A 26,770-nucleotide genomic window follows, 5' to 3' on the forward strand; every position below is an offset into this window, starting at 1 on the left:
CTCTGTTGAATGAAAAACAAAATGCAAGTTACTGCATCAATGGGTGTCTAACTTCTTGAATCCTTTAACTAAAGTATCCAATTCTTTTAATTGTGCCAAGAATGGCTCAAGCTGAGATAAACGCAATGCACATGGTCCATCACATTTTGCAATTTCTGGTTCTGGATGTGCTTCCAAGAATAACCCAGCTAAACCTGTCGCCATACCTGCACGCGCTAAAGTCGTGATTTGAGCACGACGACCACCTGCAGAATCTGCACGCCCACCTGGGGTTTGCAATGCATGAGTGACATCAAAGAATACTGGCACATTCATTTCTTTCATGATATCAAAGCCAAGCATATCAACAACCAAGTTGTTATAGCCGAATGCTGAACCACGTTCACAAAGAATGAGTTTGTCATTCCCAGCTTCCAAACACTTATGCAAAATATGACGCATTTCATGTGGCGCTAAAAACTGTGCTTTTTTGATATTGATAATGGCTTGAGTTTTTGCCATTGCTTCAACAAGATCAGTCTGACGACTTAAGAAGGCAGGAAGTTGGATAATGTCGGCAACTTCAGCAACAGGCGCTGCTTGGTAAGGCTCATGAACGTCTGTGATAATCGGCACATTAAAATGCTTTTTAATCTCAGCAAGCCACTCAATTCCCTTTTCAAGACCTGGGCCACGGTAAGAGTTTAGGCTTGAGCGGTTTGCTTTATCAAAGCTCGCCTTAAATACATAAGGAATATCCAAGCGCTTGCAAATATCAACATAAGTTTCAGCAATTTCAAATGCCAAATCTTTTGACTCTAATACGTTCATTCCGCCAAATAATACAAATGGCAAATGATTTGCCATTTGTATATCGCCTAAACGTACAACTTCTTGTGGTTTTAATTGTGACATTTAAACTTTCCCAGTTTATTTAAAACTCATTACTTACTTTTGGTGCTGATTTTTAGCAGCCCCGATAAAACTAGCAAATAATGGGTGTCCATCGCGTGGTGAACTTGTAAATTCTGGGTGGAATTGTACAGCAATAAACCAAGGATGTTCAGGAATTTCTACAGTTTCAACTAAATGTTGTACTGACGAATAGCCTGAAATTTTCATACCTGCTTGTTCAAGTGCTGGAATAAAACGATCATTCATTTCATAGCGATGACGATGACGCTCAGTAATTTCGGCTTTACCATAAACCTCACGCGTCTTCGTGCCTTCAACCAATTCAGATTTTTGTGCACCTAAACGCATGGTTCCGCCCAGATCGGACTCAAGGCTACGCTGTTGTAATTCACCACGCTCATCTAACCATTCAGTGATTAAACCAATCAATGGATATTTGGTTGAGCGGTTAAATTCTGTTGAGCTTGCTTCAGGCATTGCTGCAACATTACGTGCATACTCAATCACAGCGAGTTGCATACCTAAACAAATACCAAGGAATGGGATCTTGTTTTCACGGGCATATTGAATAGCTTTCATTTTGCCTTCAGTACCACGCTCACCAAACCCGCCTGGAACCAAGATCGCATCAGCAGTACTTAAAATGCTAATGTCTTGCTGCTCAAGCTCTTCAGCATTGACATAATCAATCTGAACTTTGACACGGTTTTGAATACCAGCATGTAAAAGTGCTTCATTCACAGATTTATAAGCATCTGGAAGTTCAACATATTTACCCACCATCGCAACACGAACTGTGTATTCAGGGTTCAATAATGCTTCAACTACATTATCCCAATCTTCAAGATTTGCTTCTGGAAGATCATTAAAACCAAAACGTTCACAGATCAAGTCATCAACATTCTGTTCGTAGAATGTACGTGGAATTTGATAAATTGTTTTTGCATCTTTACATACTACAACAGCACGTGCTTCCACGTTTGTGAATAATGCAATCTTACGTTTCGTATCAACATCGACATCATATTCAGTACGGCAGATCAAGATATCTGGCTGAATCCCGATTGAAAGAAGCTCTTTCACTGAGTGCTGAGTTGGCTTGGTTTTGAGCTCCGCCGCTGATTTGATATATGGCAATAAAGTCAAATGCATAAGCATAGTACGTTTATGACCAAGTTCCACCATCAATTGACGTACTGATTCCATAAATGGAAGTGATTCGATATCACCAACCGTACCACCAATCTCAACGATTGCAACGTCGTAGCCTTCACCTGCACGAAGGACGCGTTCTTTAATGTTGTCTGTAATATGTGGAATAACTTGAACCGTACCACCTAAGTAATCACCACGACGTTCTTTATTTAAAACGTCCTGATATACGCGACCACTGGTAAAGTTATTCAGTTTGGTCATTTTCGCACGACGTAAGAAACGTTCGTAATATCCCAAATCTAAGTCAGTTTCAGCACCATCCTCTGTGACGAAAACTTCACCGTGCTGAAATGGGCTCATGGTACCTGGATCGACATTAATGTATGGATCCATTTTTACCATTGTGACTTTTAAGCCACGAGCTTCCAAAAGTGCAGCAACAGAAGCAGCAGAAATACCTTTACCTAGTGATGAAACCACACCACCAGTGACAAAAATAAAATGGGTCATTGAGTTTCTCGTACAATCGAGCCGAAATCGGCCTACAATGTTGGGCAATTTTACTGTACTCTGCCCCTATAAAGCAAAGTCAAACCGCATCAATTCAAAGAACTATAAACAACTGGTTATTCTATCAGCATTTTCGATAAAAATTTACGGGTTTTGTGGATTTTTCATACAGATATTCAGTCGAGTGATTCAAATGCATGAAAAAGTATGGCAAAAATCTACTTTTCCCGCTTACAACGTCTCAACCTCTATCTGCTAATTTGCAAGCTTTTATAAAATATAAACAAACACAACATTACACAGTGATTTCTTCACCTTGATTTGCTGTTATAATTGTTGCGTCCTTATTTAATATGTTGTTTTAGCAATGGCGAATAAAAAACTTTTAATTTGTGCAGCATTTGCGACTGGTCTTTTATTAACTGCTTGTGTCAAAAAAGAAGAACCTAAAAACGAAGAGCAGCAAGAACAGGCAGCAACCGAGAGCCAAACTCAGCCTGAACCTGCAAAAATCCAAGAGTTTGAATCTTTAGAAAGTGTTGATAAACACGAAGCTCCAGCACCTGTTGTTGAAACAACGCGTGAACAAACTCCAAATACTACCACTGAAGTTCGTCGTGAAACTCGTCCAGCTCAAACAGAAAATCCAACTGCGACTGAGACTCCACGCACTGAAGAACCAAAACCAACTAAAACAGAGCAGCCAAAAACTGAACAAACTGTAAAAGCTGAGCAAAAACCTGCGAAGACTGAACAAGTAAAAGCACCAAAATCTTCAGCACCAGCTCAAAGTGAAGATGATGCTGTCGCTGCTGCAATTGCTGCTGCAACCCCTGCGTTAAACAATTAATCTTTTAATTGCAAAAAAGGCCAGTTCATTTCGACTGGCTTTTTTTATCTTAATCAATTTAGTAATTCTTAAAAAAATCAGCCATCAAGCGTGAAGCCCAAGACTTCACACTGAAACTTTCATAAAAACCGCAATGACTTCCCTTTTTCGTCGTCACAACCGCAATATTTTCCATTTGCTGAATTGCACCTTTATAAGGTTCCAAGTTTTTGATTGAACAGACAGGATCATCTTCAGCATTCAAAATCATCAAGGGAACTTTAATATTCTCGAAGACATAAATTGGATTAATTGCCTGACAATAACTTTGATAATCCTGAAACCCAGCCATTTCAAAATATTCTTTTTCAAAGTCTTCCAAGCTTGTTGTTGCCAACACCTTATTTACCGAAGCGACCTGCTGCCAAGTTTTTTGATAAGGGTAAATGAAATATTTAAATAACTTTTTGGTCATCATTTTACTGTAAAAAGGATGTACATTTTTAAAACCTATTTCGGTGTTATAGCCTGGGCACATTGCAAACGCAGCTTTAAATGGTGTATCCGATCCTTGCTCACCTAAATAGCGTACCAAGAGCCCCGTTCCCGCAGAAGAGCCAACGGCATATAAGTTTGATGATGGAAACAAATCTTGGATATGAGCTAGTTGCTCTTTGAGGTCACTGGTCGAACCAAACAGTGAAATCTGCGGTACGGGCATTGGTAAACCCGCATGACCACGGCGCAAACATAGTGCGATTCGCCAACCGGTATATTCATGTAAGTCTTTAACCAATTCGCGCATACTCTCGGGAGTGCCCGTAATGGTATGCATAATCACAACGGTGGGCGTGTCTGCTGGTAGATCATAACCATACCAAGCAATGGCAGTGATACCACCATCCTGCATTTTAAGTTGCTCAATACGATCATATTCAAGTTTAACCGTTTTCTTCCGAATCACATCGAAATAAAGGAGATGTACATGTGTATTACTGAGCCATGGGGTCGGGCGATATTTCTGCTTTAACTGCGGCAACTTTTCTAAAACATCTTTAATTTTCCCTTTCGGGTCATAATAGATTTTAGGCTGCTCTGCACCAAGTACCGAATCAAATAGTTCTGAACCTAAGACTCTAATTTTATTTAAAGTAGATAAACTCATATTCAACCGCCACCTCTAAGGATGAGTAAATGTTTGTCGCACTAAAGCTGCGACTTGTTGCCCCCAAATGGCATAGATTTCTTTGCCTGGATGAAAACCATCACTTGCCATTGGCAAATCCAATGCCTGAAAAGTTTCAAGATCATATTGAATAAATTGAAACTGTGGCTGTGGTGCCAACCACTGTTGTAATGCCTGATTCATCTGTTCTGCATATCGCCCAAACAACCAAGCCAATGGATTAGGCAACGCTGGAAAATGCTGCATCGGCGGCACACCCGATACAATGATGAGTTTAGGTTGAAATTGGCTCTGTATATAGGTGAATAGCTGTTTTTGTTGTTTAATCCACGATTTAACAGAGGTCAGTTTAGTCACATCATTGACACCAATTGAAGTGATTACAACATCATAGCACTGCTGTTCTAACTGTTGCACTGCCTGAAAAACCTGCTGTGTGGTATCACCTGTTTTAGCGTGTAGTTTCCATTGCAACAAATAGTCCTGCTGCAACTGGGAAATAATCGCTCCAGATAAAGCATCTTGCTGCGTTTCAACGCCAACCCCAGCCGCCGCTGAATCGCCAAGGATAAGTAATGAAAGTGGTTTACCATTGCCAACAGAACCCTCCCGATCACCACTGGCTTCTAAAAGACGAGGTGTATTCTTCCGAACTTTCATACCTTGTATAAGAAGTATAGGAAGTAATGCAAAAGTTGAAAAGCTTTAACCACATTACAAGAGTCTCAATATTACTTAGGCTATTTTAGCGAGATTAGCTTGGCTGATATTTTGCAAATCTCGCACCCATTTTCTCAGCCAACGCAGCTAAACCACTCATTGGGCGAATCATCACTTCAAAATCAATGATTTTCCCTTGTTGGTTAAATCGAACCATATCAATGCCTTTGAGCGATTTTCCGCTAACATCGGCACTAAACTCCAACACCACATTTTCCCCATCCTCAGTATAGAATTCGCGGTGATAGGTGAAATTTTCAAAAACCTGAATGACATTGGTCAAAATAAAGAAAACCACATGCTTTCCTTCATAAGGCTTATAAGCAACGGGAGAACGGAATACGACATCTTCAGCCAACAAATCATTTAAATTCGATAAGTCACCTGTTTTAATCATGTGATGCCAGTTTTCCAAAGCCTGTTTTGTTGTTTCGAGTGTCATTGTTATTTTTCCTTGTGATTTAATGGATCGGTTGATGAGCACCCCCTCCTGAAAAAGAATGCTCATCAAGATTTTATAATATGGCTGCTAACTCAGCACCTTGGCGAATTGCCCGTTTGGCATCTAATTCACCCGCTTCTTTCGCACCGCCAATCAGATGAACATTTTTACCGTCTGCTTTCAGTTGGTCGAACATTGCGGTATACGATTCTTGACCGGCACAAATCACCACATTATCGACCTCAAGCACTCGACTTTGACCATCAACGGTAATATGCAAGCCTTGGTCATCCACCTTGTCGTAACTGGCACCTGCAATCATTTTTACATCACGATGCTTTAAGCCAGTACGGTGAATCCAACCAGTTGTTTTACCTAAACCAGCACCTACCGCAGCAGTCTTACGCTGTAATAAATAAATTTCTCGTTCTGACTTTTCCAACGTTGCTGGTTTTAAGCCACCGACATGCTCATAGGCTGTATCAATCCCCCATTCAGCATAGAATTTTTGAGGATTTAAACTACCACTGTCACCTTCATGCGTTAAATATTCTGCGGTATCAAAGCCAATACCACCTGCACCAATAATGGCAACACGTTTACCAACAGGTACACGTTCTTTCAATACTTGGATATAGCTCAACACTTTTGGATGATCAATGCCGTCAATATGGAGTTGACGTGGTGTTACCCCAGTTGCAACCACAATCTCGTCATAGTTTGCCCGACTCAGCTCTTCATAAGTCGCAGTATGGTTAAGTACTAATTCAATATTGGGCTGTAATTCAATTTGACGTTTAAAGTAGCGTAAGGTCTCGTAGAACTCTTCTTTGCCTGGAATGGTCTTCGCAATATTGAATTGACCGCCAATTTGATTGCTTGCATCGAAGACTTTGACTTTATGCCCACGGCTTGCAGCGTATACTGCAAAACTTAAACCCGCAGGGCCAGCACCAATCACTGCAATATTTTTTATCGCATTGGTTTCTTTAAAAATAAGCTCTGTTTCATAGCAAGCACGCGGATTCACTAAGCAGGTTGCAATTTTCATTGAGAAAATATGATCTAAACAGGCTTGGTTACAACCAATACAGGTATTAATTTCATCACTGCGACCTTCACTTGCTTTTAATACAAACTCAGGATCAGCTAGCATTGGACGTGCCATAGACACCATATCAGCCTGCCCAGAAGCCAATACATGTTCGGCCATTTCAGGTGTATTGATACGGTTCGAAGTAATCAAAGGTACTGAAACTTCACCTTTGAGTTTCTCCGTCACCCAAGTAAATGCCGCACGAGGTACTTTGGTTGCAATCGTTGGGATACGCGCTTCATGCCAACCGATCCCTGTATTAATAATGGTTGCACCAGCTTTTTCTATTTCTTTAGCCAACTGAATGACTTCTTCTAAACTTGAACCACCCTCAACCAAATCCAGCATTGATAGGCGATAAATAATGATGAAGTTTTCACCCACTAAATCACGGGTACGCTTTACGATTTCAATCGGAAAGCGAATACGATTTTCATAGCTACCACCCCACTCATCATCACGATGATTGGTACGTGCCGCAATAAACTCATTGATCAGATAGCCTTCCGACCCCATGATTTCGACACCATCATAACCTGCGTATTGTGCCAGCTTGGCGCAGTTAGCAAAGTCATCAATTGTTTGCTGTACTTCAGCTGAACTTAATGCTTTAGGCTTAATTGGATTAATCGGTGCTTGAATCGCAGAAGGTGCAACAATCTCAGGCTGATAAGAATAACGACCTGTATGTAAAATCTGCATCGCGATTTTACCACCCGCATCATGTACCGCTTGGGTGATCACCTTATGTTTTTCTGCTTCTGCAATGCTGTCTAGCTTCGATGCATGAGCAAAGGTAAGACCTGCATCATTGGGAGAAATACCACCCGTGACAATTAATCCTACATCCCCTTTGGCACGCTCAGCATAAAATGCAGCCATACGCTCATAACCTTGTGGTGCTTCTTCCAAGCCAACATGCATAGACCCCATAAGCACACGGTTTTTTAAAGTGGTAAAGCCTAAATCAAGTGGCTTTAATAAATGTGGATAAGCTGACATGTTTTCTCCTTTGGCTCGCACTCTGCTAGCTAATGCAACTTGTTGCATAAGGTTATAAACAAGATTTGATTTTTATGCAACATATTGCATAATTCTGGTGAGTCATTTTTTATTATGGAACATCATGTCACTCGCCCATGTTTTATTGACCAGTCTACTCGAAAAACCAAGTACAGGTTTCGAGTTGGCTCGTCGCTTTGACCGTTCAATGGGCTTCTTTTGGAATGCGACTCATCAGCAAATCTATCGAGAACTCAATGGGATGCTGAAAAAAGGATGGATTTCTACATTAGAAGAACAAGCTGCGAATAGCCGAAAAAAAACTTACCAAGTTGAGCAACTTGGAAGAATAGAACTCGCTGCATGGATTGAACAACAAAGCGAACCCGCGCAATTACGCGATGACCTTATGGTGAGGTTAAGAGCGGAAGCTCAACTTGACGGTAATATCATTCTGCCGGAATTGGAACGTCATTTATCGATACATAAGGAAAAATTAAGCCTTTATCAAGCCATCCATGATAAAGATTTTAAAAATAGTGAACCAACCAACCGTGTCTTATTCATTCATAAAATGATTCTCGAACTTGGTATCATTACAGAAAGTGAATGGATAAAATGGTTGGAACAAATGATTCCTCAGCTGAGAAAGTTTGAGGAAACGGACAAGATTGGAGAAAAATAATGCCATTTTATACCATGCCGGATCAGGAAAAATTATTTGTACGACGTGTCGGCGAAGGTGAACCTGTCTTGGTTTTATCGGGGTTGGGAATGCAAAGTTGGCAATGGCTCCCGTTCTTGTTTGCCAATCGTAAACAATATGAATTTATTATCCCTGATTGGCGTGGTTTCGGTGGTTCAAAAAATTGTGCCATCCCGGACTTGGATGCCATTTCAAGCCACTGGAATGATGTAGATGCACTGATCAAACAATTAAAGCTGGACCAATTTATTTTGATGGGTTATTCCATGGGCGCAACGACGGCAATGCATGGCATGAAACATGGCGGTTTAGCAGAAAAACTTAAGGCCTACTTGCATATTGATCAAACCCCTAAAATTGCGGTCGATGAATCTTGGCAATATGGTTTATTTGGTACCAAAAACTCTCAATTTAAAAAGCTGCTACTTGAGATTCAAACCTTATTGCTCAACTATAAACATGCCCAAAAGCTTGAAGATTTACCGAATGATATTCGCTACGATCTTGTAAGCTTATGGGGGGCATTCATTGAACTTCAAGGAAGTAATAATTATAGCCCCAAGATCTTTAAGCTTGCACTAAACCGCCCATTTTTACAGAAATATTTACTACCAATTCAACGCCTTGACTACTTACTTTGGTATGTCGAAAATTATCTCAACCATGATGAAGACTATCGTGAGGCTATCAGCCAGCTGAATTGCCCAACCACTTTCTTTATTGGTCGCGACTCTACACTCTACCCAGAAACTGGACAAACCCTGATTGCCGAAAGCTTAGCGAATGCCACTGCAATTTATTTTGAACGCTCTGGGCATACACCACTGATTACCGAACCTAGAAAATTTAGCCAGGAAATTGGTAAGTTTTTGCAAGAAGCTTAATATTTCTTAGGCTATTTTAGGGCAAATTGTATTTGCCCTAAAATGAGATTCAATTTGGATTATTCCATCCAAATTATTTCAACCTATACTTATTCTAAATTTTTCCATAAATTTCTATTTCTTCATTCTTAGACGCTGAACTTTTTAAGATAGTGATTTACTCAGCTTGTTTAGGCTAAGTGCAGACTTGATAAAATCTTTAGCCTTGTACCCAAATGCCATATTCACCGACAAAATAAGTATGGGTATTCACAATTTTCAGATTATAAACCGTCGTGGTTACATAACCCTCCCCCTCATCCCATTGGATAGTTTCTGGATTTACCCAATCACCCTGACTAAAACCATGAAAATGGGCATTGGCTCGGTCTTCTTCTGGAAGCTGCTCAAGCAAGTCTTCTTTCCAGTGTGTATTTTTATTATATAATTTCCTTAAATTCGGATTATCTTTAATCATCTCATTCCAAGAAATGATATTACCCGTAAATAAATCAACAGCAAATCCATAAAAACTAGATTCTGAACCGTAATTCGGTACCATGCCTATATTTTTATCAGAAGCTGTATAAATCTCAGCATGTGGTTTTGTATCATAACCATCAAAATTTAGACTATATTTATTTCCATTTTTATCTACAACTACATCCTGATTAGTAATTTGATCAGCAGCAACCCATCCTTTCCCTTCTACCCAAAATGGATGTTCAGGAATAACAGTAAATTGTACTGATGGCAGTACAATACCACTAAGATTAAATTTTTTAATACCTCTTTTCTAATTTTCCTTCTTTCAAAGAAATCTAAGTTAGGATCAATCCAGTAATCAAACTCCATGAAAATCACAGACTGATTTTCTGTTTTTATGACTTTCATTACAACTTGATAACTTTGCTGTCCTGTCACAGTATCAGCACTGAGTACCCGATCTCCGATTTGAATATCTTGTATTTGAACTAACCCACTCTCTGTATGCACCAATGTACCGCCAACGAAACCAACTGCATCCTTTTTCATTTTTCCCCCATTTTTATAAAAACTTTATCAATGATTACGCGAACTAATGCTATATCTCATATTACAGCAACAAATTTTCAATATGGCTTCATTTCTTCATATTGACTTTTAATGATTGGTTATTTTTGGCAAAAATTATATGTTAATACAGAGAAAAATCAAATAGCTCTAATAAAAAACCCATGTAAATCATGGGTTTTTTATTGTCTTAGCGTGTAATCAATTTCTCATCTGTTCAGCAACATCCAATAAGGCTTGAGCTGTTTTATCCCAACCCAGGCAACCATCCGTAACCGACTGGCCATAAGTCATATCACAGGAAATTTTTTGATTACCATCAACCAGATGGCTTTCAATCATCACACCACGCACTTTAGATTCCGCACGTTCTGCAATAATTTGCTGTAAAACCTGTGGTTGCAGTAGTGGATCTTTACCGCTGTTACCATGACTACAATCAATCACCAATGCCGGCAATTGCTTATGCTTGAAATGCATCGCTTGAATCGAAGCCAAATCATAGTTGGTACCCTGATTTGAGCCACGTAAAATTAAATGTGGTAATGGATTACCTTCACTATGCAAAATTGCAGGTAGACCTTGTTGAGTCATCCCCAAGAATTGATGGCCATGCAGTGCTGATTGAATTGCATCCAAAGCAATCTGAATCGAGCCATCTGTACCATTCTTGAAGCCAATGCTGTATGGCATATGGCTTGCTATTTCACGATGAATTTGTGATTCACTGGTACGTGCTCCAATTGCCCCCCAAGCCAATAGGTCGTCAAAATAACCTGTCGCCATTGGGCTTAAAATTTCACTGGCAATCGGTAAGCCTTTTTCAATCAGTTGTAAGTAAAGCTGACGCGATTTTTCTAAACCGAGTTGTAAGTCTGATGATCCATCTAAATTTGGATCGTATAAGAAACCTTTCCAACCCACCGTGGTACGCGGTTTTTCGATATATGCACGCATAACAAGGAAAATCTGATCTTTAACCTGTTCTTGTAATTGTTGGAGGCGATCAGCATATTCTAGTACTGCGATAGGATCATGAATTGAGCAAGGACCTGTAATCACCATCAAGCGATGATCATGTCCTGATAAAATATTCTGAATCGTTTGACGATGTTTTGAAATTTGCTGCGCTAAAGTTGCAGACAAGGGATACTGCGCTTTGAGTTGTGATGGCAAGCTAAGCATTGATTCTTTTGTATGTGTTTGTGGTTGTGTCAAAGCAGTATTTAAAGCATTCATTTTCAATTCCTTTGGACTGGCCTTCTTCGCAGTCCTATCATTTATTTGAGCAAGTGTGATCTAAGCGATGTTGATTTTTTTGCAAAGTAAAACCAAGAAATCTTGCTAAAATATGAATAGTTAAATGTGTACATGGTATTTCTCCTAAAATCTTGATTGTTAAAGCATAAAAAAACCTGATCGGTGTTGCCGATCAGGTATTAACTGGTTGGGCAACCTTTTTGCTGCCCGAAACGCATCAGGCAACGATCAATATTGCCAAAAGTAAAAGTATGCGTTGGTGTTTACAGTATGCTTTAACATATTTATTTCAAATATCTAAAAAACGGTGTCTAACTATTAAATTACGCACTATTTCAGCATTTGACAAGCACTTTTTATATTTTTTTAATCCTATCTTCAAAACCTTAAAGTTTGACCTTTCGCCAGTTCCCCCATAGAATAGTGTAAAAATAAACCAATTTGAGATTACGCCAATGAAGTAAGTTCTATTTCCATCATCAAAGTTCATTTTTCTTTTTGATGTGCAAAATAGACTTAGCTATCGTTTAGCGCTTCCTTATTCTAAAACTTATCTCGATTTCTCTATTTTGCATATCCTGTTTATGAGGTTTCTTATGACTCAACAGGCATGTATTATTTCCAACCTATCCCTTGAATTAGCCCAGCAAAAACTGTTTGATCGGCTTAGCTTTCAACTTCCATTACATCAGTTCACAGGACTGGTCGGACGCAATGGTCAAGGCAAATCAGTATTGATGTCTCTTCTGCATGAACAGACAAAATTCAAGCTACCCTATTCAGGCCAAATTTCTTGGCAATGCCCACATCAATATTTAACTCAGCTTCAGCGCGTACAAGCAGATACTATCGCTCAAGCTTTACATATTGAAGATTTAAACGGATGCTTTGAGCGAATCCAGCAAGGTACGGCAACTTTTACAGATTATGATCAGGTTGAAGGGCTTTGGCATTTACCCACAGAATGGCAGCAGCTTTTGCAAAGTGCAGGCTTACCTATAAATCTTGATACACCCATTCAGCATTTAAGCGAGGGTCAAAAAACCAAACTCGCGCTATGCCGTTTATTTTTACTCAAAGATCATTATCTGCTGCTCGATGAACCAAGCAATCACTTAGATAACCAAGGACGTGAATGGCTGATCCAACAAATGTCTCAACACCGAATGGGTGGACTGATCATTAGTCATGACCGACAATTATTGGCACATGTACAAGGCATTCTTGCTTTAAATCAGTTAGGTTTACACTATTACGGTGGTAATTATACGCTTTATCAACAGCAGCATCAGTTACAGGTCGAAGCCTTATCCCAAGCTGTTCAGCAAGAAAAACGCGAGTTAAAACAACTAAAAGAGCAACAGCATCAAAGCCAGATGAAAGCGCAGAAACGTCAAAAAGCTGGTGAAAAGTTAAGAGCCTCTGGATCTCAAGCCCCCATCTTACTAGATGCCAAGAAAGAACAATCCGAGCAATCTCTTTCTCACCTCAGAAAACAACAGAGCAAACAGCTTGCAGATGCCAAAGATGAGTTACAGCAAAAGCAAACGCAACTGGAACATCTTAAATCACAATTTTTTGAGTTTACCCAAAAGACGGTTAAATCAGGTGAGATTTTACGCTGCCAGCAATTACAACTTGCTTACGCAAAAACACAACCAATTGATCTAGCGCTATCGACTGGTGAAAAATTGCATTTAAGTGGCGCAAATGGTACCGGTAAGTCCACTTTACTCAAAACCCTTCAAGGCTTAATCCCGCCACTTGCAGGAGAGATTTATTGCAAAGTAAGCTCTGTTTATCTGGATCAGAATCTTTCATTACTCAATGAAAGTCTATCTGCCGTTGAATATTTATGTGGTATTAACCCCGATCTGACTGAGCAACAAGCACGCACCCTCTTGGGCAACTTACAAATTCGTAGAGATAAAGCCCTTAGCTCTATAAGAAATTTAAGTGGTGGTGAACGCTTAAAAGTCGCTTTGCTTGCGTTGAAACAACAAGCTGTTGAACTATTACTTTTAGATGAACCAGAAAACCATCTTGATATTGAATCTCGCGAGTTACTCGCTCAAGCTATTCACTCATTTCATGGTGCAGTGATATTGGTATCCCATGATGAAAATTTTGTTGGAGAGTGTGGGATTACAGCATCGTATCTGTTGGGATAATTTTTAATTTTTTAAAATTCAGGCATGGCAAAATAATGTTCATGCCTGAATGAAACAGTCACTTCAAACGACCTGATTGTTTTAAGATTTAAATAGCATCATCAAAACTTATAATTAAGGGTTGCCATAAAATGGGACTGTTCTAAATTTTGTGTAAGTACTTAATTTTCATTTATCCTTCAGAGGATAATTACAAAAGGTACTTCACATGGATGAAGCAACAATCAAAAGTATGGCTGCCGAATTGGCTAAAGGTCTAAAAACACCAGAAGACTTAAACCAAATGACAGCAGTCTTTAAAAAATTCATGATTGAAACTGCACTCAATACTGAACTTTCAGACCATCTCGGTTATGAAAAGCATCAGTCCAGGAAAGGCTCAAATAGCCGTAATGGGTTTAGTTCTAAAACCATTACAACTCAAGATGGACAACTGGCTTTAGATATTCCCCGTGATCGAGAAGGTTCATTTGAGCCACAAATTATCAAAAGCACCAAACACGCATCACCAGTATGGATGACCAAATCCTCTCACTGTATGCAAAAGGAATGACTAATAGGGAAATTGTAGCCTTCTTCAAAGAAATGTACGATGCCGATGTCTCAGCATCTCTCATCAGCAAAGTTACCGATGCTGTGATTGAGCAAGTGACTGAGTGGCAAAATAGAGCCTTAGATAGCCTTTATCCTGTTGTCTATCTTGACTGTATTGTTGTCAAAGTCCGTCAGCACTCCAATGTGATTAACAAGTCCGTATACCTTGCTTTAGGCATCAATATGGATGGACAAAAAGAATTACTGGGTATGTGGATTGCTCAGACAGAAGGTGCCAAATTCTGGCTGTCAGTCATGACAGAGCTAAAAAATCGAGGAGTACAGGATATTCTTGTTGCCTGTGTAGATGGATTAAAAGGCTTTCCTGACGCGATAGCCTCCGTTTACCCTCATACTGATATTCAACTGTGTATCGTGCATGTTGTACGCAATAGCCTGAGATTTGTAAGCTGGAAAGACTACAAGGCTGTTACCTCGGGTCTGAAAGCGATTTATCAGGCAAGTACAGAGGAAAATGCTTTAAAGTCCCTAGACATCTTCTGTGATCAATGGAATCACCAGTATCCCAAAATTGGAGAATCCTGGCGGGCCAATTGGGAAAATATCCGAACGATCTTTAGCTATCCAGCCGAAATACGTCATGCAATTTATACAACAAATGCGATTGAGTCGTTGAATAGCGTAATACGCCATTCAACGAAGAAGAGGAAAATCTTTTCATCTGATGACTCAGTAAAGAAGGTCATTTACTTAGCAACATCAAATGCTGCGAAGAAATGGACGATGCCAATTCAAAATTGGCGTTTAGCAATGAATTGGTTTACGATTCAGTTCGATGATCGATTAAAAGATCATTTATAAAAAATGGAACTTACACAAAATAATTTACAGGCTCCATAAAATTACGTAGCTCCCCCCAAGTATTGATTGCCGTTCTTTTATAGACTGTATTTCCGACATTATCAACATTGACCGCAATACTGAGATCTGGATTGATCTGATATTTCCCCATTAGATTCAATAAAGCATAGTCATCTTGTCGATTAAACTGAGTTGCTACGCCGCGTGCACGTGTATCAAAAATTTCACTTTGCCAATTCACCCCAGCCCCTAATGTCAATTTATCCCATTGATAGGTTGTGAACAATTTCAGCGTCTGTCGTGGAAGTGAACTTCCTGTAGCTGTTGTTAAGGTTTTTCCATCCCGATCTTTTGCATCTGTGTAAGTATATCCACCAGAAATATGCCAATAAGGGCTCAATTCACCAGCAACCGATAACTCTATGCCCTTTACCTTAGCGCCATTCACTGCAATATAAGCAAATTCACCATCAGTAGTAAACTTCTCACCATCTCTAACAGCAAAGTTATCTTGCTTGGTTTCGAAGTAAGCAAGGTTGGTATTTAAGCGTTGATTAAAGAATTCTGCTTTTAAGCCTATTTCTACACTATTTCCCTCTTCTGGGTCTAAGAATTGGCCTGTAACATTTTTTCGAGTAGATGGATTAAAAATAGAGGTATAGCTTGTATATGCAGAGATCTGATCATTTATATCTAAAATCAAACCTACATAAGGCGTATAAATATGACTTTGTTTTTGTTCAGCCCCTGTACTTTTGCGCTCCCAACTACTCAAACGTGAGCCTAAAATCAGTTTTACTGGATCTGCTAACTGTAGTTTGGCCGAGGCAAACCCACCAATCTGATATTCATCGGTTATCGTCCGCCCTATAGGAGTCAAATTGATATAGTCTCCCACATCACCATGGTAGTCTTGGATCGGTCTAGATGAAAATTGCCAAACTTTATAAGCAGGATCATTGGCATTTACTTTGTATCCATTAATCCCAAAACTTAATTCATGCTCACGACCAAGTGCTTGAAACCGCCCCGAAACAAAACTATCAATTGCATGAACTTCCGGTGTATTTATAAACTTACTCCCATGAATACTCATTTCTCCCGGCTTTAAGATAATAGGGTTACCATCCCCGTCAGTACCGTTGACGACACCATTTTCATCTTGATAATTTAGAGTATAGCCTGCTATGTTTTTAATTTGATCGCTGTCTGTCTTGGCATAACTATAGTTAATCGCCCCTTTCCAATCTGGACTAAATTGATGTTCTAAGCCCAGTACAACATATAAATTATCTACTTTAAGATTTGAATCGTGAGTGGCTGGATTATCCCTTGGTCCAAATGTGGTTTGTTTCAAACCATCCCCACTCACAAATGGAAAACCATGTTGTGCGGCATTGTAAATTTTATTTTGTTGCATACTCAGCGCGGTTGTTAGTGTCGTCTGATCGCTGAGATCATAATCTACCGTGCCATACAGTAAAGTAAAATCTTTATGATAACGGTCTTGCTGATTACCTCCTGACGAATGTGCCGCAACCAATCGTCCTTTCAAAGTTTTATCTGTATTTAATCCACCCGATACATCAAATTGACTACGGTATCGATCCCAACTTCCCGCCTGAACTTTAATCGAGCCTTGTGTATTTTCAGTCGCGCGTTTACGGATATAATTAATACTGGCACTTGGATTACCTGAACCACCCAACAGACCTGTAGCACCTTTTAAAATTTCGATACGGTCATAAATGGCCGTGTCCTCCAAACCAATGTTATAAGCTCCACCAAAAGATGCCGCACTGGTTGGAATACCATCGCGCATAAAATTATTGAGCTTAAAACCACGAGCGTAATAATCTGAAAAGCCAGCACCTTCTTGTCCATGCTGACTTTTACTTACCCCAGGTGTTTCCTCTAAAACTCTGCTTATATCTGTTAGATTTTGATCCTCTATCTGCTGCTGCGTCAGCACTGTTAAGCTCTGTGGAGTATCTTTTAAATTTAAATCGAGTTTAGTTGAGCTTCGACTTGATTGAACAGTATAGCTCTCATGATTGTCTTCAGCTTTAACCGTTATTGTAGGCAATGTATTGGTTGTGTCGGCTGCCCACACATCTGAACCAATTACCAAGGAAATCGCTGATACTAAAATTCTGGGAGAAAATACACTTCTGTTGGAAACTAAGGATTCCATGAACACACTCGATTGTAAAAAATGAAAATAAAAATCATTATCAATCGTAGCAGTATTCTGTCAGCCTGATTTTCATAACAGGCCGTAAAAGTAGCCTCTTTGTGCCTAAATTCGGCTTATCATGGCCTCGCTTATTTAATTTGAATAATAAGCATAACCTAGTGCTTGGATGTTGTTTTACTTTTCTTGTTCAAAAATTAAGCATGGTATATACCATGCTTAATGAAACTAACGCACTAAACCTTGCGGTTGCAAAATGATTAGACCTGCGCCACACAAAACAACGAAACCACCTAAAACATCCCAACGTGTTAGCATGATTTGATCAACATAACGTAGCCACAATAATGCAGTAAATATATAAATTCCCCCATAAGCCGCATAAATACGACCTGATGCCGCAGGGTGCAAAGTCAGCAACCACACAAAGACCGCCAAGCTTAGTGCTGTGGGAATCCATAACCAATTTGACTTGCCTTGATTCAAAATTAAATAAGGGAAATAACAACCAAGAATTTCAGCAATTGCTGTGACGAAAAATAACCCAAATACTTTAAGTACTTGGGTTATCGAGAAAGATAGTTCAAACATTAAGCAGGTTCAGCACTCGGGTTAATATGATCTTCAAAGACTTCCAATTTTAAGCCGACTTCTTTGCCATTTTCTGTTTTTACAGAAACTGCCACATTACCACCATGCTCAGCAAGTTCACCAAACAAAATCATCTCAGCAAGCGGCTTTTTCAAATGTTCCTGAATCAGACGTTGCATTGGACGAGCCCCCATGAGACGGTCGTAGCCATTGGCTGATAACCAGTCACGTGCACTTTGATCAACATCAAGTACCACCTGTTTTTCATCAAGCTGTGCTTGTAACTCAGTCAAGAATTTGTCTACCACTGAATCGATGATCGTGGTCGGAAGTGCTTTAAATTGAATCACGCCATCCAAACGGTTACGGAATTCAGGCGAGAATGCACGTTTCATTGCATCTTGGTTATCTGCACTATGATCTTGCTCAGTGAAACCAATACTTGCACGGACAATACTCTCTGCGCCAATATTGGTGGTGAGCACAATAATCACATTTCTGAAGTCAGATTTGCGACCATTATTATCAGTCAAAGCACCATGATCCATGACTTGTAATAACAAGTTAAATACATCTGGGTGCGCCTTCTCGATTTCATCTAATAACAAGACACAATGCGGATTTTTATGAATCGCGTCGGTCAGTAAACCACCTTGATCATAACCAACATAACCCGGAGGCGCACCGATCAAACGAGAAACTGCATGACGTTCCATATACTCAGACATATCAAAACGAACCAGCTCTACACCTAACAACTTGGCAAGCTGTTTGGTCACTTCGGTTTTACCCACACCTGTTGGGCCAGCAAACACAAAGCTGCCGACTGGTTTATCTGGTGCTTTTAAACCTGCCCGTGATAATTTGATCGCTGAAGCAAGCGCTGTAATCGCCTCATCCTGACCAAACACCACACGTTTCAGATCACGTTCCAGATTTTCAAGTACCGACTTGTCATCTTTAGATACTGTTTTCGGTGGAATACGGGCAATCTTGGAAACAATATCTTCAATATTTTCAACTGAAATCGTTGTGCCATCAATCTCAGCTTTTAAACGGCGTTGAGCCCCAGCCTCATCAATGACATCAATTGCTTTGTCTGGCAAGAAGCGATCATTGATAAATTTAGCTGATAACTCAACTGCAGCAACCAATGCTTTGTCATCATATTCGACATGATGGAAATCTTCGAACTTGTTTTTCAAACCACGCAAAATTTCAATCGTTTCATTAATGCTTGGTTCATTCACATCAATCTTTTGGAAACGGCGAGACAAGGCATGGTCTTTTTCGAATACCTGACGATATTCCTGGAAAGTTGTTGAACCGATGCAACGCAAGGTCCCATTCGCCAAAGCAGGTTTAATTAAATTCGATGCGTCCATTGTGCTACCCATACTCGAACCAGCACCAATGATCATATGAATTTCATCGATAAATAAAATCGCATTTGGATTTTTTTTCAACGCATTCAAAAGCTGTTTTAAACGCTTTTCAAAGTCACCACGATATTTAGTCCCTGCAACCAAGGCACCAATGTCTAAACTATAAACTTCTGCATTCGCCAATGGTTTTGGTGCTTTACCATTCACAATCAGCCATGCCAAACCTTCAGCAATCGAAGTTTTGCCTACACCAGGGTCACCCACTAAAAGTGGATTGTTTTTACGACGACGGCATAAGATTTGTGCTGCACGCTCAATTTCTTTCTCACGACCAATTAACGGATCCGTTTTGCCCTTTTGCGCTTCGACATTTAAGTTCAGCGTGTATTGTTCAAGTGGTCCAGCATTTGCTGAAGCTGCACTTTCGCCTTCAATATCTTCGACTTCTTCTTCTACTTGAATTTCGTCTTTTCGAGTGCCATGAGACAAGTATTGAGTCAAAGTTAAACGGTTAATTTGATGGCGTTTAAGCAAATAAACCGCAAATGAATCTCGTTCTGAATACATCGCAACTAAAACGTCAGCACCTTCAACCGTACGGTCACCGCCACTTGATTGAACATGGAAGATGGCACGCTGTAAAATTCGATCAAAACTCTCTGTTGGATGAGGGGCTTGTTCGCTATTATCACCAAGTTTTGGGGTATGTTGCTCTACATATTCCTCTAATTCTTTACGTAAAGTAACGATATCCGCGCCACATGCTTTTAATGCATTCACAGCAGAATCATTATCTAGCAAGGCAAGCAACAAATGTTCAACTGTCAGAAACTCATGTCTCTTTTGACGAGCCATGCTAACAGCCAAACGTAACGATACTTCTAATTGACGACTGAGCATGTAACCCCCTTATATCTTGGGCTTTCTCAAAAAAAAAGACACTTCTTTTAGTGAAAAAGCTGATTATTGACTTGATCCGCTGAGCTTCTCAAAGCGTAATTGAATATACGTCTACAAGCCTCTTTGCTTCATAATCTACTGTTAGCATTAGTTGAGTATCTTGGTCAAGATTCAAAACCAAGTATTGTTGTAAAAATTCAATTACAAAGAGAATAGGACTAATCCAATTGTTCAAAAAGACAGCGAAATAGTTATTAATTTATGAAACCACATTAAACCTATGAAAAATTGTAATACTTTATAGCCTTGCCTAAAGCCTAACAAATCATACATAGGTTTAACCTAGAAATACTCAGTATATTGTTTCATGTTTTTAGCATAAAACAATATATGCTTTGAACCATCTTTATCTCGAAAGCTGAAATGAAAGTGATATTTCTTAACACTTTCACGCATAACATCTAAGCTATATTATGACGCAAGGTCTTGCGCATGAGGAATAATATTCCGCAAGTGCGTTGCTTTTCTTAACGCTTTTACTCGCAACTTAGTTGCTCGTCTTGCGCATGAGGAATAATATTCCGCAAGTGCGTTGCTTTTCTTAACGCTGCTCAGGTTCGATCTGACATAGCAAAGGATGGCCTTGCGAACGGGCATAGTTATTCACTTGATTGGCTTTGGTCTCAGCAATATCCCGTGGGTAAATACCTGCTGTTCCTTTACCTTCGTAATGAACCGTAAGCATCACTTGACTGGCCTGATCAAAGTTCAGCCCAAAATAGCTTTGCAAAACTTCAATGACAAAATCCATTGGTGTGTAATCATCATTCATTAACACAACCGCATATAAGGGCGGGCGTTTTAACTCTGGCGGGGCAGTTTGTACCACTACCTCACCGTCATGATCCTCTTGCGAATCACTTAAACGTGGATTTAAGTGCCAATCGACATAACCTGATTGATGAAAAGAGTTTTTCACTTCACTTAAATTCATTTGGCGTTTGTATCTTCGCATATTGAGTTCTTAATCTAAAAAAATTATTGAGCATTCGCTTCTGCTTGCGGGATTTCTGATACAAAAGCTGAACTTACATCCACAGGCTTACCACGCTGCCAGCTAAAACGTTTGATTACAGGTGTACCCGATCCTGTCAAACGTACTTCAATGAATTGAGGTGTAAAACCTTTAGGCATTGTCCAACGCCCAGTCAAACGCTCAAAATCTTCAAAGTTAAAGTTTCTGTCTTCTAAAGGTACGACTAAAACTTCAGTATCTTTAATCAGACGTAATTCAACCGAACCAGATGCACGGCGTTTATTTGGGCTAACTTGAACAAGATCAATCTGATATTCAAATGCATTTTCAGGTAATGATTTAATCGCCATATTTTGTATGGTTAAACTGACACCACCACGCTGCCTCAAGATATCACGATAAATCGTATTCATTCCTTCAAACTGGGTTTTATCTGCATTGGCTTGGTTCACAGCCTTGAACAAGTCATCTGCATTACTCACAGCCATATCTCGCTCTTGAACAGCCGCATTCAAACTTTTGCTAACTGAATCTAAAGCGGTTTTTTGCTTCTGAACAACATCAACCAACTGCTCAGCATCTGCATCATATCCCACTACAGTTAAACCTTGACGGTGACCAACAGTATAACCAAGCATAAAACTGCTACCGATCAAAATCGTAGCGCCAATAATCAAAGGTAAATTCGTTTTTAAGAATTTATTTTTTTCAACGGAACTGTCTGGTGAAGTAGTCGGTTCAACGTTTTCCATCATCATCTCTATCGTTATGATCTGCATCAAAGCACACATTAAAATCGAAATTTAAATGTGTGTGAAGTAAAAAAGAGTTTTTTATGGTAATAAACCAATACCTTCCAAGCCTGCTGCTTCATCAAAACCAAACATTAAGTTCATATTTTGAACCGCCTGACCTGCTGCACCTTTCACCAAGTTATCTTGCGCAACCAGAATGATCAGTTTATTTGGTTGTGGGCGATAGAGAGCGATTCTGAGTTCATTGGCACCACGAACACTACGTGTTTCTGGTGAACTATTCGCAGGCATAACATCTACAAATCTTTCATTTTTATAAAAATCTTCATAATGAGTTTGTAAATCAATTTGCTGACCTTGCTCAGTTAAGTCCACATAAATTGTACTCAGCATACCGCGAATCATAGGCACTAAATGCGGAACAAAAATAAGCTGATCAAACTGTCCTTTTTGCCCAGAAATATTTTCCAGCGCTTCAACAATTTCTGGATGATGGCGATGCCCAGCAACACCATACGCTTTAAAATTATCAGCATTCTCACTGTAAATCATACCAAGGCTTGCTTTACGACCTGCACCAGATACGCCTGATTTTGCATCCACAATAATACTTTGTGTATTAATAAGCGGACTTGATGTTTTAAGTAATGGTGCCAGACCCAGTTGCACTGTGGTTGGATAGCATCCTGGATTACCAATAACTTGTGCTTGTTTGATTTTTTCGCGATTTAATTCAGTTAAACCATATACAGAATCTTTTAACATAGCTGGACAACTATGTTGCATACCATACCATTTTTCAAACTGGGCCAAGTTTTGTAAACGGAAATCAGCTGCAAGATCAATCACTTTAGTACCAGCAGCGACCAGTTTTTCTGCATGTTGCATTGCAACACCATGTGGAGTAGCAAAAAATACAACATCACATTGCGCTAATTGATCTAAATCCAGATCTGAAAACTCAAGTGTTGTATGTCCGCGCAAACTCGGAAACATATCTGCAACGCGCTTTCCTGCTTCTGTACGAGAAGTGAGAATACGAACCTGAACTTGTGAATGTCTTAACAAAAGACGTAATAGCTCAACCCCAGTGTATCCAGTTCCACCAACAATACCAACAGAAATCACGTGTGACACCTCAAGCGTTCATTTAGGTAAATAGTATGGCAGTTTGCCGAATTTTACACAATCTTCAAGTGCCTAACTTTTAAGAAAATAAAAATGTTATCTAGCCACATTAATCAGCCATAAGCCGACACATGAAGATCAATAACTACATTATATTTGAAGTGATTTTACCATTGGTCAAGAAATACTATTGAATCATTTCACTATTCGAATAGAATAAAAAATTGCGGTAATAATAAATTTCATGGATGCAAAATTTTTTGGAGAGCTGGAATGCCTTCTTTGATGTCAAAACAAAGATTACATCATCATATCTGCTTAGGACTAAGCACCCTTCTACTCAGCTCTGCGTTAATTGGCTGTGGAAGTGGTGAAAGTAGTGCAAAAGTAGAAACAACACCAACAGTTACTGAACCCAAACCCAAAAGCTTCAATATCATTGCTGCAGTTGAAATGCGAGATGTTGTGCTTAGAATCTTTGATAATTTTGATAATACTCTTGTTCTGGAACAAAACTTAAGTACAACGTCGGACATTAATATCACTCTACCGCGTGTTCTAAATAAAGAACGGTTATACCGCATTGAGATCTCAACGACTCCGAATTCATTGGTGTTCAACTTTCAAAATAGTCAATATCAAAATGTTTCTATGACATTGCATAGTCTGGTTGAAGTCAATACCAATAGTCTTACGCAAACGATTTATATTAATCCAGGTTCAGAAGCAATTTATCAACGTGCCTTGGTTCGTTCTGGCTCTCTGCCAACAGATATCAATATCAACCCAACAAAAGTGAGTGCTTCTCAATTAAATCTGGCCACTGCCGATGTAAATTCAGCTTTAACTAGTGCGTTTTATCAATTAGATATCCCAAATCTAAGCTCTTCCTCTGTTCTAAAAGTATTTTCCCCCCAAGATGCCACATTAAACCTGAATTCATACGTGAACACCTATCTCAGTTTTGGTTTTATTCAGCAATGGGCAAATCTTTATCCCAACAATAACTTTGCTGAATTTACCAAAAATCTGGCAGTAGATTTAAGAGACGGTTATCTTGATGCGAAAAAATTACGCGGCGATCAAAGTACGCTTACGTCATTAGTCACTGCAACTCCGAACAATATTGATCCCTCCAAGAACAATCTCTTATTCATTGCCGCAAATCAGAAAAATGCCAGAGACACTTTTGCTGCTTCATTAAAACAGGCAGTATTACAACTGGCCGATAGTTATCGTCAAGCAGCCTTAAACCCACAAGGTTATAGCTTCCTGCAACAAAAATCCTATGCTGGTAATGGCCCTATAAATAATACGGCAGATGCTTTCCGCGTTGTTGGTGCTGGTGATTACCGCCGTGCTGTTGGATTCACTGATACAACTGAAACATGCAATGGCTCTATTTACCCGTGTAAACAAGGTATTACAGGAATTAATATTGTCAGTGCTAGCTTACCATCCATTGAATATTTGATTGGCAATTACAAAGACCCAAACAGTAACTGTCAACTTAATATCCGTGGTGATGGCCAGTTAGAGTTAGTAAAAGATGGGCAAACTTTTAGCTCAAAACTGGATGGTGATAGTACAGATAACTTGTTACAGGTTGATAAAGCCAATTCTGAATATTTATTAAATAGTAGCTCAACACAACCCAACAACAGTACGCTTCAGTACAATTTCATTCAATTAAGAATCAAGCAGAATCAAGTCCTCAGTGCAAGCGCAGGCTTGGATAGCCGTAAAGCCCCAGATCAACTCCAGACAACTCAATTACAATGTAATTTCTAATATCTACACGTTATTCAGGCTATGGAAGCTAAGCTTCATAGCCTGAATGAGCAATAAATTAAAGAAATTCAAAATATAATTTTAACCAAAATTTCACATTTAATTATTACTATCATTTTCAACTATTTTTCAAGTTGAAATCACGTGAAATTTAAACTATTACTTTTACCTGCTGTTATTTCTCTCTTGGTCGCTTGCGGCAATGATCACGACTCTTCTTCTAAGCAACCTCAACCAACACCACAACCGCCTCCAACCACAGAGCTGCCAACACCATCACCCAATACACAACTTGGTGAATTACTTGAAGCTGGCGCCAGTGGGGATATCCGTCAATTTGGTGGTGCAACCCGTTTAAAGAAAGAGCGAACACAAGCGGTGAAAGATTCTTTAAGCGACAAAACTGTAAAAAATATCATTTTATTTATTGGAGATGGGACGAGCGATTCAGAAATCACTGCTGCACGTAATTATGCGGAAGGTGCGGCTGGTTATTTTAAAGGCTTAGATGTATTACCATTCACAGGGAGTTATACAACCTATGCACTCGATAAAAATGGCAATATTGATTATGTAACAGATTCAGCCGCTTCTGCAACAGCATGGGCTTCAGGGATTAAAACCTATAATAATGCGCTCGGTTTAGATATCTACAAAAAGCATCATGCTACAATTTTAGAACTGGCCAAAAAAGCAGGATTTGCAACAGGTAATGTCACGACAACTGAATTGCAGGATGCCACACCCGCTGCTTTAGTTGCTCACATCAGTTCACGTAAATGCTATGGTCCAAATGAAACCTCAGCAAATTGTACCGATAGTGCGCTTGAAAATGGCGGTCTCGGTTCAATTACCGAACAACTTTTATCAGCCCGTGCAGATGTAACTTTAGGCGGTGGTAGAAAAAGTTTTTATCAAGTTGCCAAAGCAGGCCCTTTCCAAGGCAAAACATTACTTGAACGTGCCAAATTAGAAAACTATCGGATTGTTGAAGATCTTAACTCACTTAAAGCAGTCAATTTTGCTGATCAAAACCAACCTCTTCTAGGTTTATTTGCTGACGGTAATCTCCCTGTCATTTGGAGTGGCCCGAACACACAACTGAATGGTCATAAAAAAGAAGCGGAAAGCTGTAGAGACAATACTGCATTTACCACTTCAACTCCTCGTTTAGCACAAATGACCGAGAAAGCGCTTGAGCTCCTAAAACCCAATCCCAAAGGCTTCTTCTTACAAGTTGAAAGTGGTTCAATTGATAAACGGAACCATGCAGCAGATCCGTGTGGCCAAATTGGTGAAACTGTACAGCTGGATGAGGCTATTCAAGTTGCACTTAAATTCGCCAAAGCGTATGGTGACACCTTGATTATTGTTACTGGTGATCATGCACATACCAGCCAGATCATTCCAATTAAAGGTGAGAGCCCAGGTCAAACAGCAGCATTAAAAACCAAAGATGGTGTTACAATGGCAATCAATTATGGCACAGCACCAGAAGGTTCAAGTCAACATCATACTGGATCCCAAGTGCGTATTGCTGCTTATGGACCTCGTGCTGCTAATGTATCAGGATTACTTGATCAAACAGATTTGTTCTTCATCATGAAAGATGCTTTAGGTATTCAATAATATTGAACATGTCTTTGAACAACAGCCTCTCGTTAGGCTGTTGTTTTTTATATAATAT

The 26,770-nt window shown here is 39.5% G+C and carries 21 protein-coding genes and 2 pseudogenes; 7 read left to right on the plus strand and 16 right to left on the minus strand.

Annotated features, from left to right (window positions below):
• Nucleotides 1–36: 36 nt before the first annotated feature.
• The gene (kdsA, locus tag NQU59_RS13375; RefSeq protein WP_005241730.1) at nt 37–894 is read right to left on the minus strand and encodes a 3-deoxy-8-phosphooctulonate synthase; all 858 of its coding nucleotides are present in this window, start codon (nt 892–894) and stop codon (nt 37–39) included.
• 33 nt (nt 895–927) lie between these two features.
• Entirely contained in the window at nt 928–2,559 is a 1,632-nt protein-coding gene (locus NQU59_RS13380; protein WP_005241732.1) for a CTP synthase, read from the minus strand.
• Between the two features lie 367 nt (nt 2,560–2,926).
• On the opposite strand from NQU59_RS13380, the gene NQU59_RS13385 reads away from it, so the two are divergent.
• A complete protein-coding gene (locus NQU59_RS13385; RefSeq protein ID WP_257063770.1) occupies nt 2,927–3,409 on the plus strand; it encodes an internalin in 483 nt (160 codons plus the stop codon).
• 58 nt (nt 3,410–3,467) lie between these two features.
• On the opposite strand, the gene NQU59_RS13390 is transcribed toward NQU59_RS13385, so the two are convergent.
• The 4 genes and pseudogenes from NQU59_RS13390 to NQU59_RS13405 form a co-directional block, all read right to left on the minus strand.
• Nucleotides 3,468–4,553, minus strand: coding sequence for a YheT family hydrolase (locus NQU59_RS13390; protein WP_005241735.1), 1,086 nt, complete (start codon nt 4,551–4,553; stop codon nt 3,468–3,470).
• A gap of 15 nt (nt 4,554–4,568) precedes the next feature.
• Nucleotides 4,569–5,289 (minus strand): annotated as a pseudogene (locus NQU59_RS13395) (SGNH/GDSL hydrolase family protein).
• A 39-nt stretch (nt 5,290–5,328) separates the two neighbouring features.
• A complete protein-coding gene (locus NQU59_RS13400) occupies nt 5,329–5,736 on the minus strand; it encodes a nuclear transport factor 2 family protein (protein WP_005241738.1) in 408 nt (135 codons plus the stop codon).
• Nucleotides 5,737–5,809: 73 nt separating this feature from the next.
• Nucleotides 5,810–7,834 carry an NADPH-dependent 2,4-dienoyl-CoA reductase gene (locus NQU59_RS13405; RefSeq protein ID WP_005241746.1) on the minus strand — a complete coding sequence of 675 codons (2,025 nt, stop codon included), beginning with the start codon at nt 7,832–7,834 and terminating at the stop codon, nt 5,810–5,812.
• Nucleotides 7,835–7,958: 124 nt separating this feature from the next.
• Here NQU59_RS13405 and NQU59_RS13410 point away from each other — a divergent pair, with 124 nt between their 5' ends.
• Both NQU59_RS13410 and NQU59_RS13415 read left to right on the plus strand, forming a co-directional pair.
• Entirely contained in the window at nt 7,959–8,519 is a 561-nt protein-coding gene (locus NQU59_RS13410; protein WP_043970570.1) for a PadR family transcriptional regulator, read from the plus strand.
• Complete coding sequence (locus tag NQU59_RS13415; RefSeq protein ID WP_257063774.1) at nt 8,519–9,424, plus strand: alpha/beta fold hydrolase; 906 nt, start codon at nt 8,519–8,521, stop codon at nt 9,422–9,424. Before NQU59_RS13410 ends, NQU59_RS13415 begins: the two co-directional genes overlap by 1 nt.
• A gap of 199 nt (nt 9,425–9,623) precedes the next feature.
• Here NQU59_RS13415 and NQU59_RS13420 read toward each other — a convergent pair whose 3' ends face one another.
• The 3 genes from NQU59_RS13420 to NQU59_RS13430 all read right to left on the minus strand — a co-directional run bounded on the left by NQU59_RS13420 (nt 9,624) and on the right by NQU59_RS13430 (nt 11,695).
• Nucleotides 9,624–9,881 carry a hypothetical protein gene (locus NQU59_RS13420; protein WP_257063775.1) on the minus strand — a complete coding sequence of 86 codons (258 nt, stop codon included), beginning with the start codon at nt 9,879–9,881 and terminating at the stop codon, nt 9,624–9,626.
• 230 nt (nt 9,882–10,111) lie between these two features.
• Nucleotides 10,112–10,438, minus strand: a complete 327-nt coding sequence (locus tag NQU59_RS13425; protein WP_257063776.1) for a polymorphic toxin-type HINT domain-containing protein — start codon at nt 10,436–10,438, stop codon at nt 10,112–10,114.
• A 219-nt stretch (nt 10,439–10,657) separates the two neighbouring features.
• The gene (locus NQU59_RS13430; protein WP_257063777.1) at nt 10,658–11,695 is read right to left on the minus strand and encodes a 3-deoxy-7-phosphoheptulonate synthase; all 1,038 of its coding nucleotides are present in this window, start codon (nt 11,693–11,695) and stop codon (nt 10,658–10,660) included.
• Nucleotides 11,696–12,312: 617 nt separating this feature from the next.
• Between NQU59_RS13430 and NQU59_RS13435 the strand changes: the two genes are divergently transcribed.
• The gene (locus NQU59_RS13435; protein ID WP_257063778.1) at nt 12,313–13,887 is read left to right on the plus strand and encodes an ATP-binding cassette domain-containing protein; all 1,575 of its coding nucleotides are present in this window, start codon (nt 12,313–12,315) and stop codon (nt 13,885–13,887) included.
• Between the two features lie 208 nt (nt 13,888–14,095).
• Nucleotides 14,096–15,303: pseudogene (locus NQU59_RS13440) on the plus strand (IS256-like element ISAba26 family transposase).
• A gap of 10 nt (nt 15,304–15,313) precedes the next feature.
• Here the strand turns inward: NQU59_RS13440 and NQU59_RS13445 are convergent.
• From NQU59_RS13445 to argC, 7 genes are all read right to left on the minus strand, one after another.
• The gene (locus NQU59_RS13445; RefSeq protein WP_257063779.1) at nt 15,314–17,416 is read right to left on the minus strand and encodes a TonB-dependent siderophore receptor; all 2,103 of its coding nucleotides are present in this window, start codon (nt 17,414–17,416) and stop codon (nt 15,314–15,316) included.
• Nucleotides 17,417–17,725: 309 nt separating this feature from the next.
• The gene (locus NQU59_RS13450; RefSeq protein WP_257063781.1) at nt 17,726–18,088 is read right to left on the minus strand and encodes a YnfA family protein; all 363 of its coding nucleotides are present in this window, start codon (nt 18,086–18,088) and stop codon (nt 17,726–17,728) included.
• Nucleotides 18,088–20,373, minus strand: a complete 2,286-nt coding sequence (gene clpA, locus NQU59_RS13455; protein ID WP_016652355.1) for an ATP-dependent Clp protease ATP-binding subunit ClpA — start codon at nt 20,371–20,373, stop codon at nt 18,088–18,090. The genes NQU59_RS13450 and clpA overlap by 1 nt, the downstream gene beginning before the upstream one ends.
• An 88-nt stretch (nt 20,374–20,461) precedes the next feature.
• On the minus strand, nt 20,462–20,608 hold the full coding sequence (locus NQU59_RS13460) for an ATP-dependent Clp protease adaptor ClpS (RefSeq protein WP_245106440.1): 147 nt from the start codon (nt 20,606–20,608) through the stop codon (nt 20,462–20,464).
• A 366-nt stretch (nt 20,609–20,974) separates the two neighbouring features.
• Complete coding sequence (gene clpS, locus NQU59_RS13465; RefSeq protein ID WP_168926869.1) at nt 20,975–21,388, minus strand: ATP-dependent Clp protease adapter ClpS; 414 nt, start codon at nt 21,386–21,388, stop codon at nt 20,975–20,977.
• Nucleotides 21,389–21,411: 23 nt separating this feature from the next.
• A complete protein-coding gene (locus NQU59_RS13470) occupies nt 21,412–22,161 on the minus strand; it encodes a DUF6776 family protein (protein WP_005241765.1) in 750 nt (249 codons plus the stop codon).
• Between the two features lie 81 nt (nt 22,162–22,242).
• Nucleotides 22,243–23,292 carry an N-acetyl-gamma-glutamyl-phosphate reductase gene (argC, locus tag NQU59_RS13475; protein ID WP_043969803.1) on the minus strand — a complete coding sequence of 350 codons (1,050 nt, stop codon included), beginning with the start codon at nt 23,290–23,292 and terminating at the stop codon, nt 22,243–22,245.
• Nucleotides 23,293–23,565: 273 nt separating this feature from the next.
• On the opposite strand from argC, the gene NQU59_RS13480 reads away from it, so the two are divergent.
• Nucleotides 23,566–25,083, plus strand: coding sequence for a hypothetical protein (locus NQU59_RS13480; RefSeq protein ID WP_257063783.1), 1,518 nt, complete (start codon nt 23,566–23,568; stop codon nt 25,081–25,083).
• Nucleotides 25,084–25,227: 144 nt separating this feature from the next.
• A complete protein-coding gene (gene phoA, locus NQU59_RS13485) occupies nt 25,228–26,712 on the plus strand; it encodes an alkaline phosphatase (protein WP_257063784.1) in 1,485 nt (494 codons plus the stop codon).
• Nucleotides 26,713–26,770 lie beyond the last annotated feature (58 nt).

This window comes from Acinetobacter colistiniresistens (assembly GCF_024582815.1).
In the GTDB taxonomy this organism is placed as follows: Bacteria; Pseudomonadota; Gammaproteobacteria; order Pseudomonadales; family Moraxellaceae; genus Acinetobacter.

Bases quoted from the DNA above. Each gene is read 5' to 3' on its own strand.
- kdsA (WP_005241730.1), bottom strand. From the start codon at position 894: ATGTCACAATTAAAACCACAAGAAGTTGTACGTTTAGGCGATATACAA.
- NQU59_RS13380 (WP_005241732.1), bottom strand. From the start codon at position 2,559: ATGACCCATTTTATTTTTGTCACTGGTGGTGTGGTTTCATCACTAGGT.
- NQU59_RS13385 (WP_257063770.1), top strand. From the start codon at position 2,927: ATGGCGAATAAAAAACTTTTAATTTGTGCAGCATTTGCGACTGGTCTT.
- NQU59_RS13390 (WP_005241735.1), bottom strand. From the start codon at position 4,553: ATGAGTTTATCTACTTTAAATAAAATTAGAGTCTTAGGTTCAGAACTA.
- NQU59_RS13400 (WP_005241738.1), bottom strand. From the start codon at position 5,736: ATGACACTCGAAACAACAAAACAGGCTTTGGAAAACTGGCATCACATG.
- NQU59_RS13405 (WP_005241746.1), bottom strand. From the start codon at position 7,834: ATGTCAGCTTATCCACATTTATTAAAGCCACTTGATTTAGGCTTTACC.
- NQU59_RS13410 (WP_043970570.1), top strand. From the start codon at position 7,959: ATGTCACTCGCCCATGTTTTATTGACCAGTCTACTCGAAAAACCAAGT.
- NQU59_RS13415 (WP_257063774.1), top strand. From the start codon at position 8,519: ATGCCATTTTATACCATGCCGGATCAGGAAAAATTATTTGTACGACGT.
- NQU59_RS13420 (WP_257063775.1), bottom strand. From the start codon at position 9,881: ATGATTAAAGATAATCCGAATTTAAGGAAATTATATAATAAAAATACA.
- NQU59_RS13425 (WP_257063776.1), bottom strand. From the start codon at position 10,438: ATGAAAAAGGATGCAGTTGGTTTCGTTGGCGGTACATTGGTGCATACA.
- NQU59_RS13430 (WP_257063777.1), bottom strand. From the start codon at position 11,695: ATGAATGCTTTAAATACTGCTTTGACACAACCACAAACACATACAAAA.
- NQU59_RS13435 (WP_257063778.1), top strand. From the start codon at position 12,313: ATGACTCAACAGGCATGTATTATTTCCAACCTATCCCTTGAATTAGCC.
- NQU59_RS13450 (WP_257063781.1), bottom strand. From the start codon at position 18,088: ATGTTTGAACTATCTTTCTCGATAACCCAAGTACTTAAAGTATTTGGG.
- clpA (WP_016652355.1), bottom strand. From the start codon at position 20,373: ATGCTCAGTCGTCAATTAGAAGTATCGTTACGTTTGGCTGTTAGCATG.
- clpS (WP_168926869.1), bottom strand. From the start codon at position 21,388: ATGCGAAGATACAAACGCCAAATGAATTTAAGTGAAGTGAAAAACTCT.
- NQU59_RS13470 (WP_005241765.1), bottom strand. From the start codon at position 22,161: ATGGAAAACGTTGAACCGACTACTTCACCAGACAGTTCCGTTGAAAAA.
- NQU59_RS13480 (WP_257063783.1), top strand. From the start codon at position 23,566: ATGCCTTCTTTGATGTCAAAACAAAGATTACATCATCATATCTGCTTA.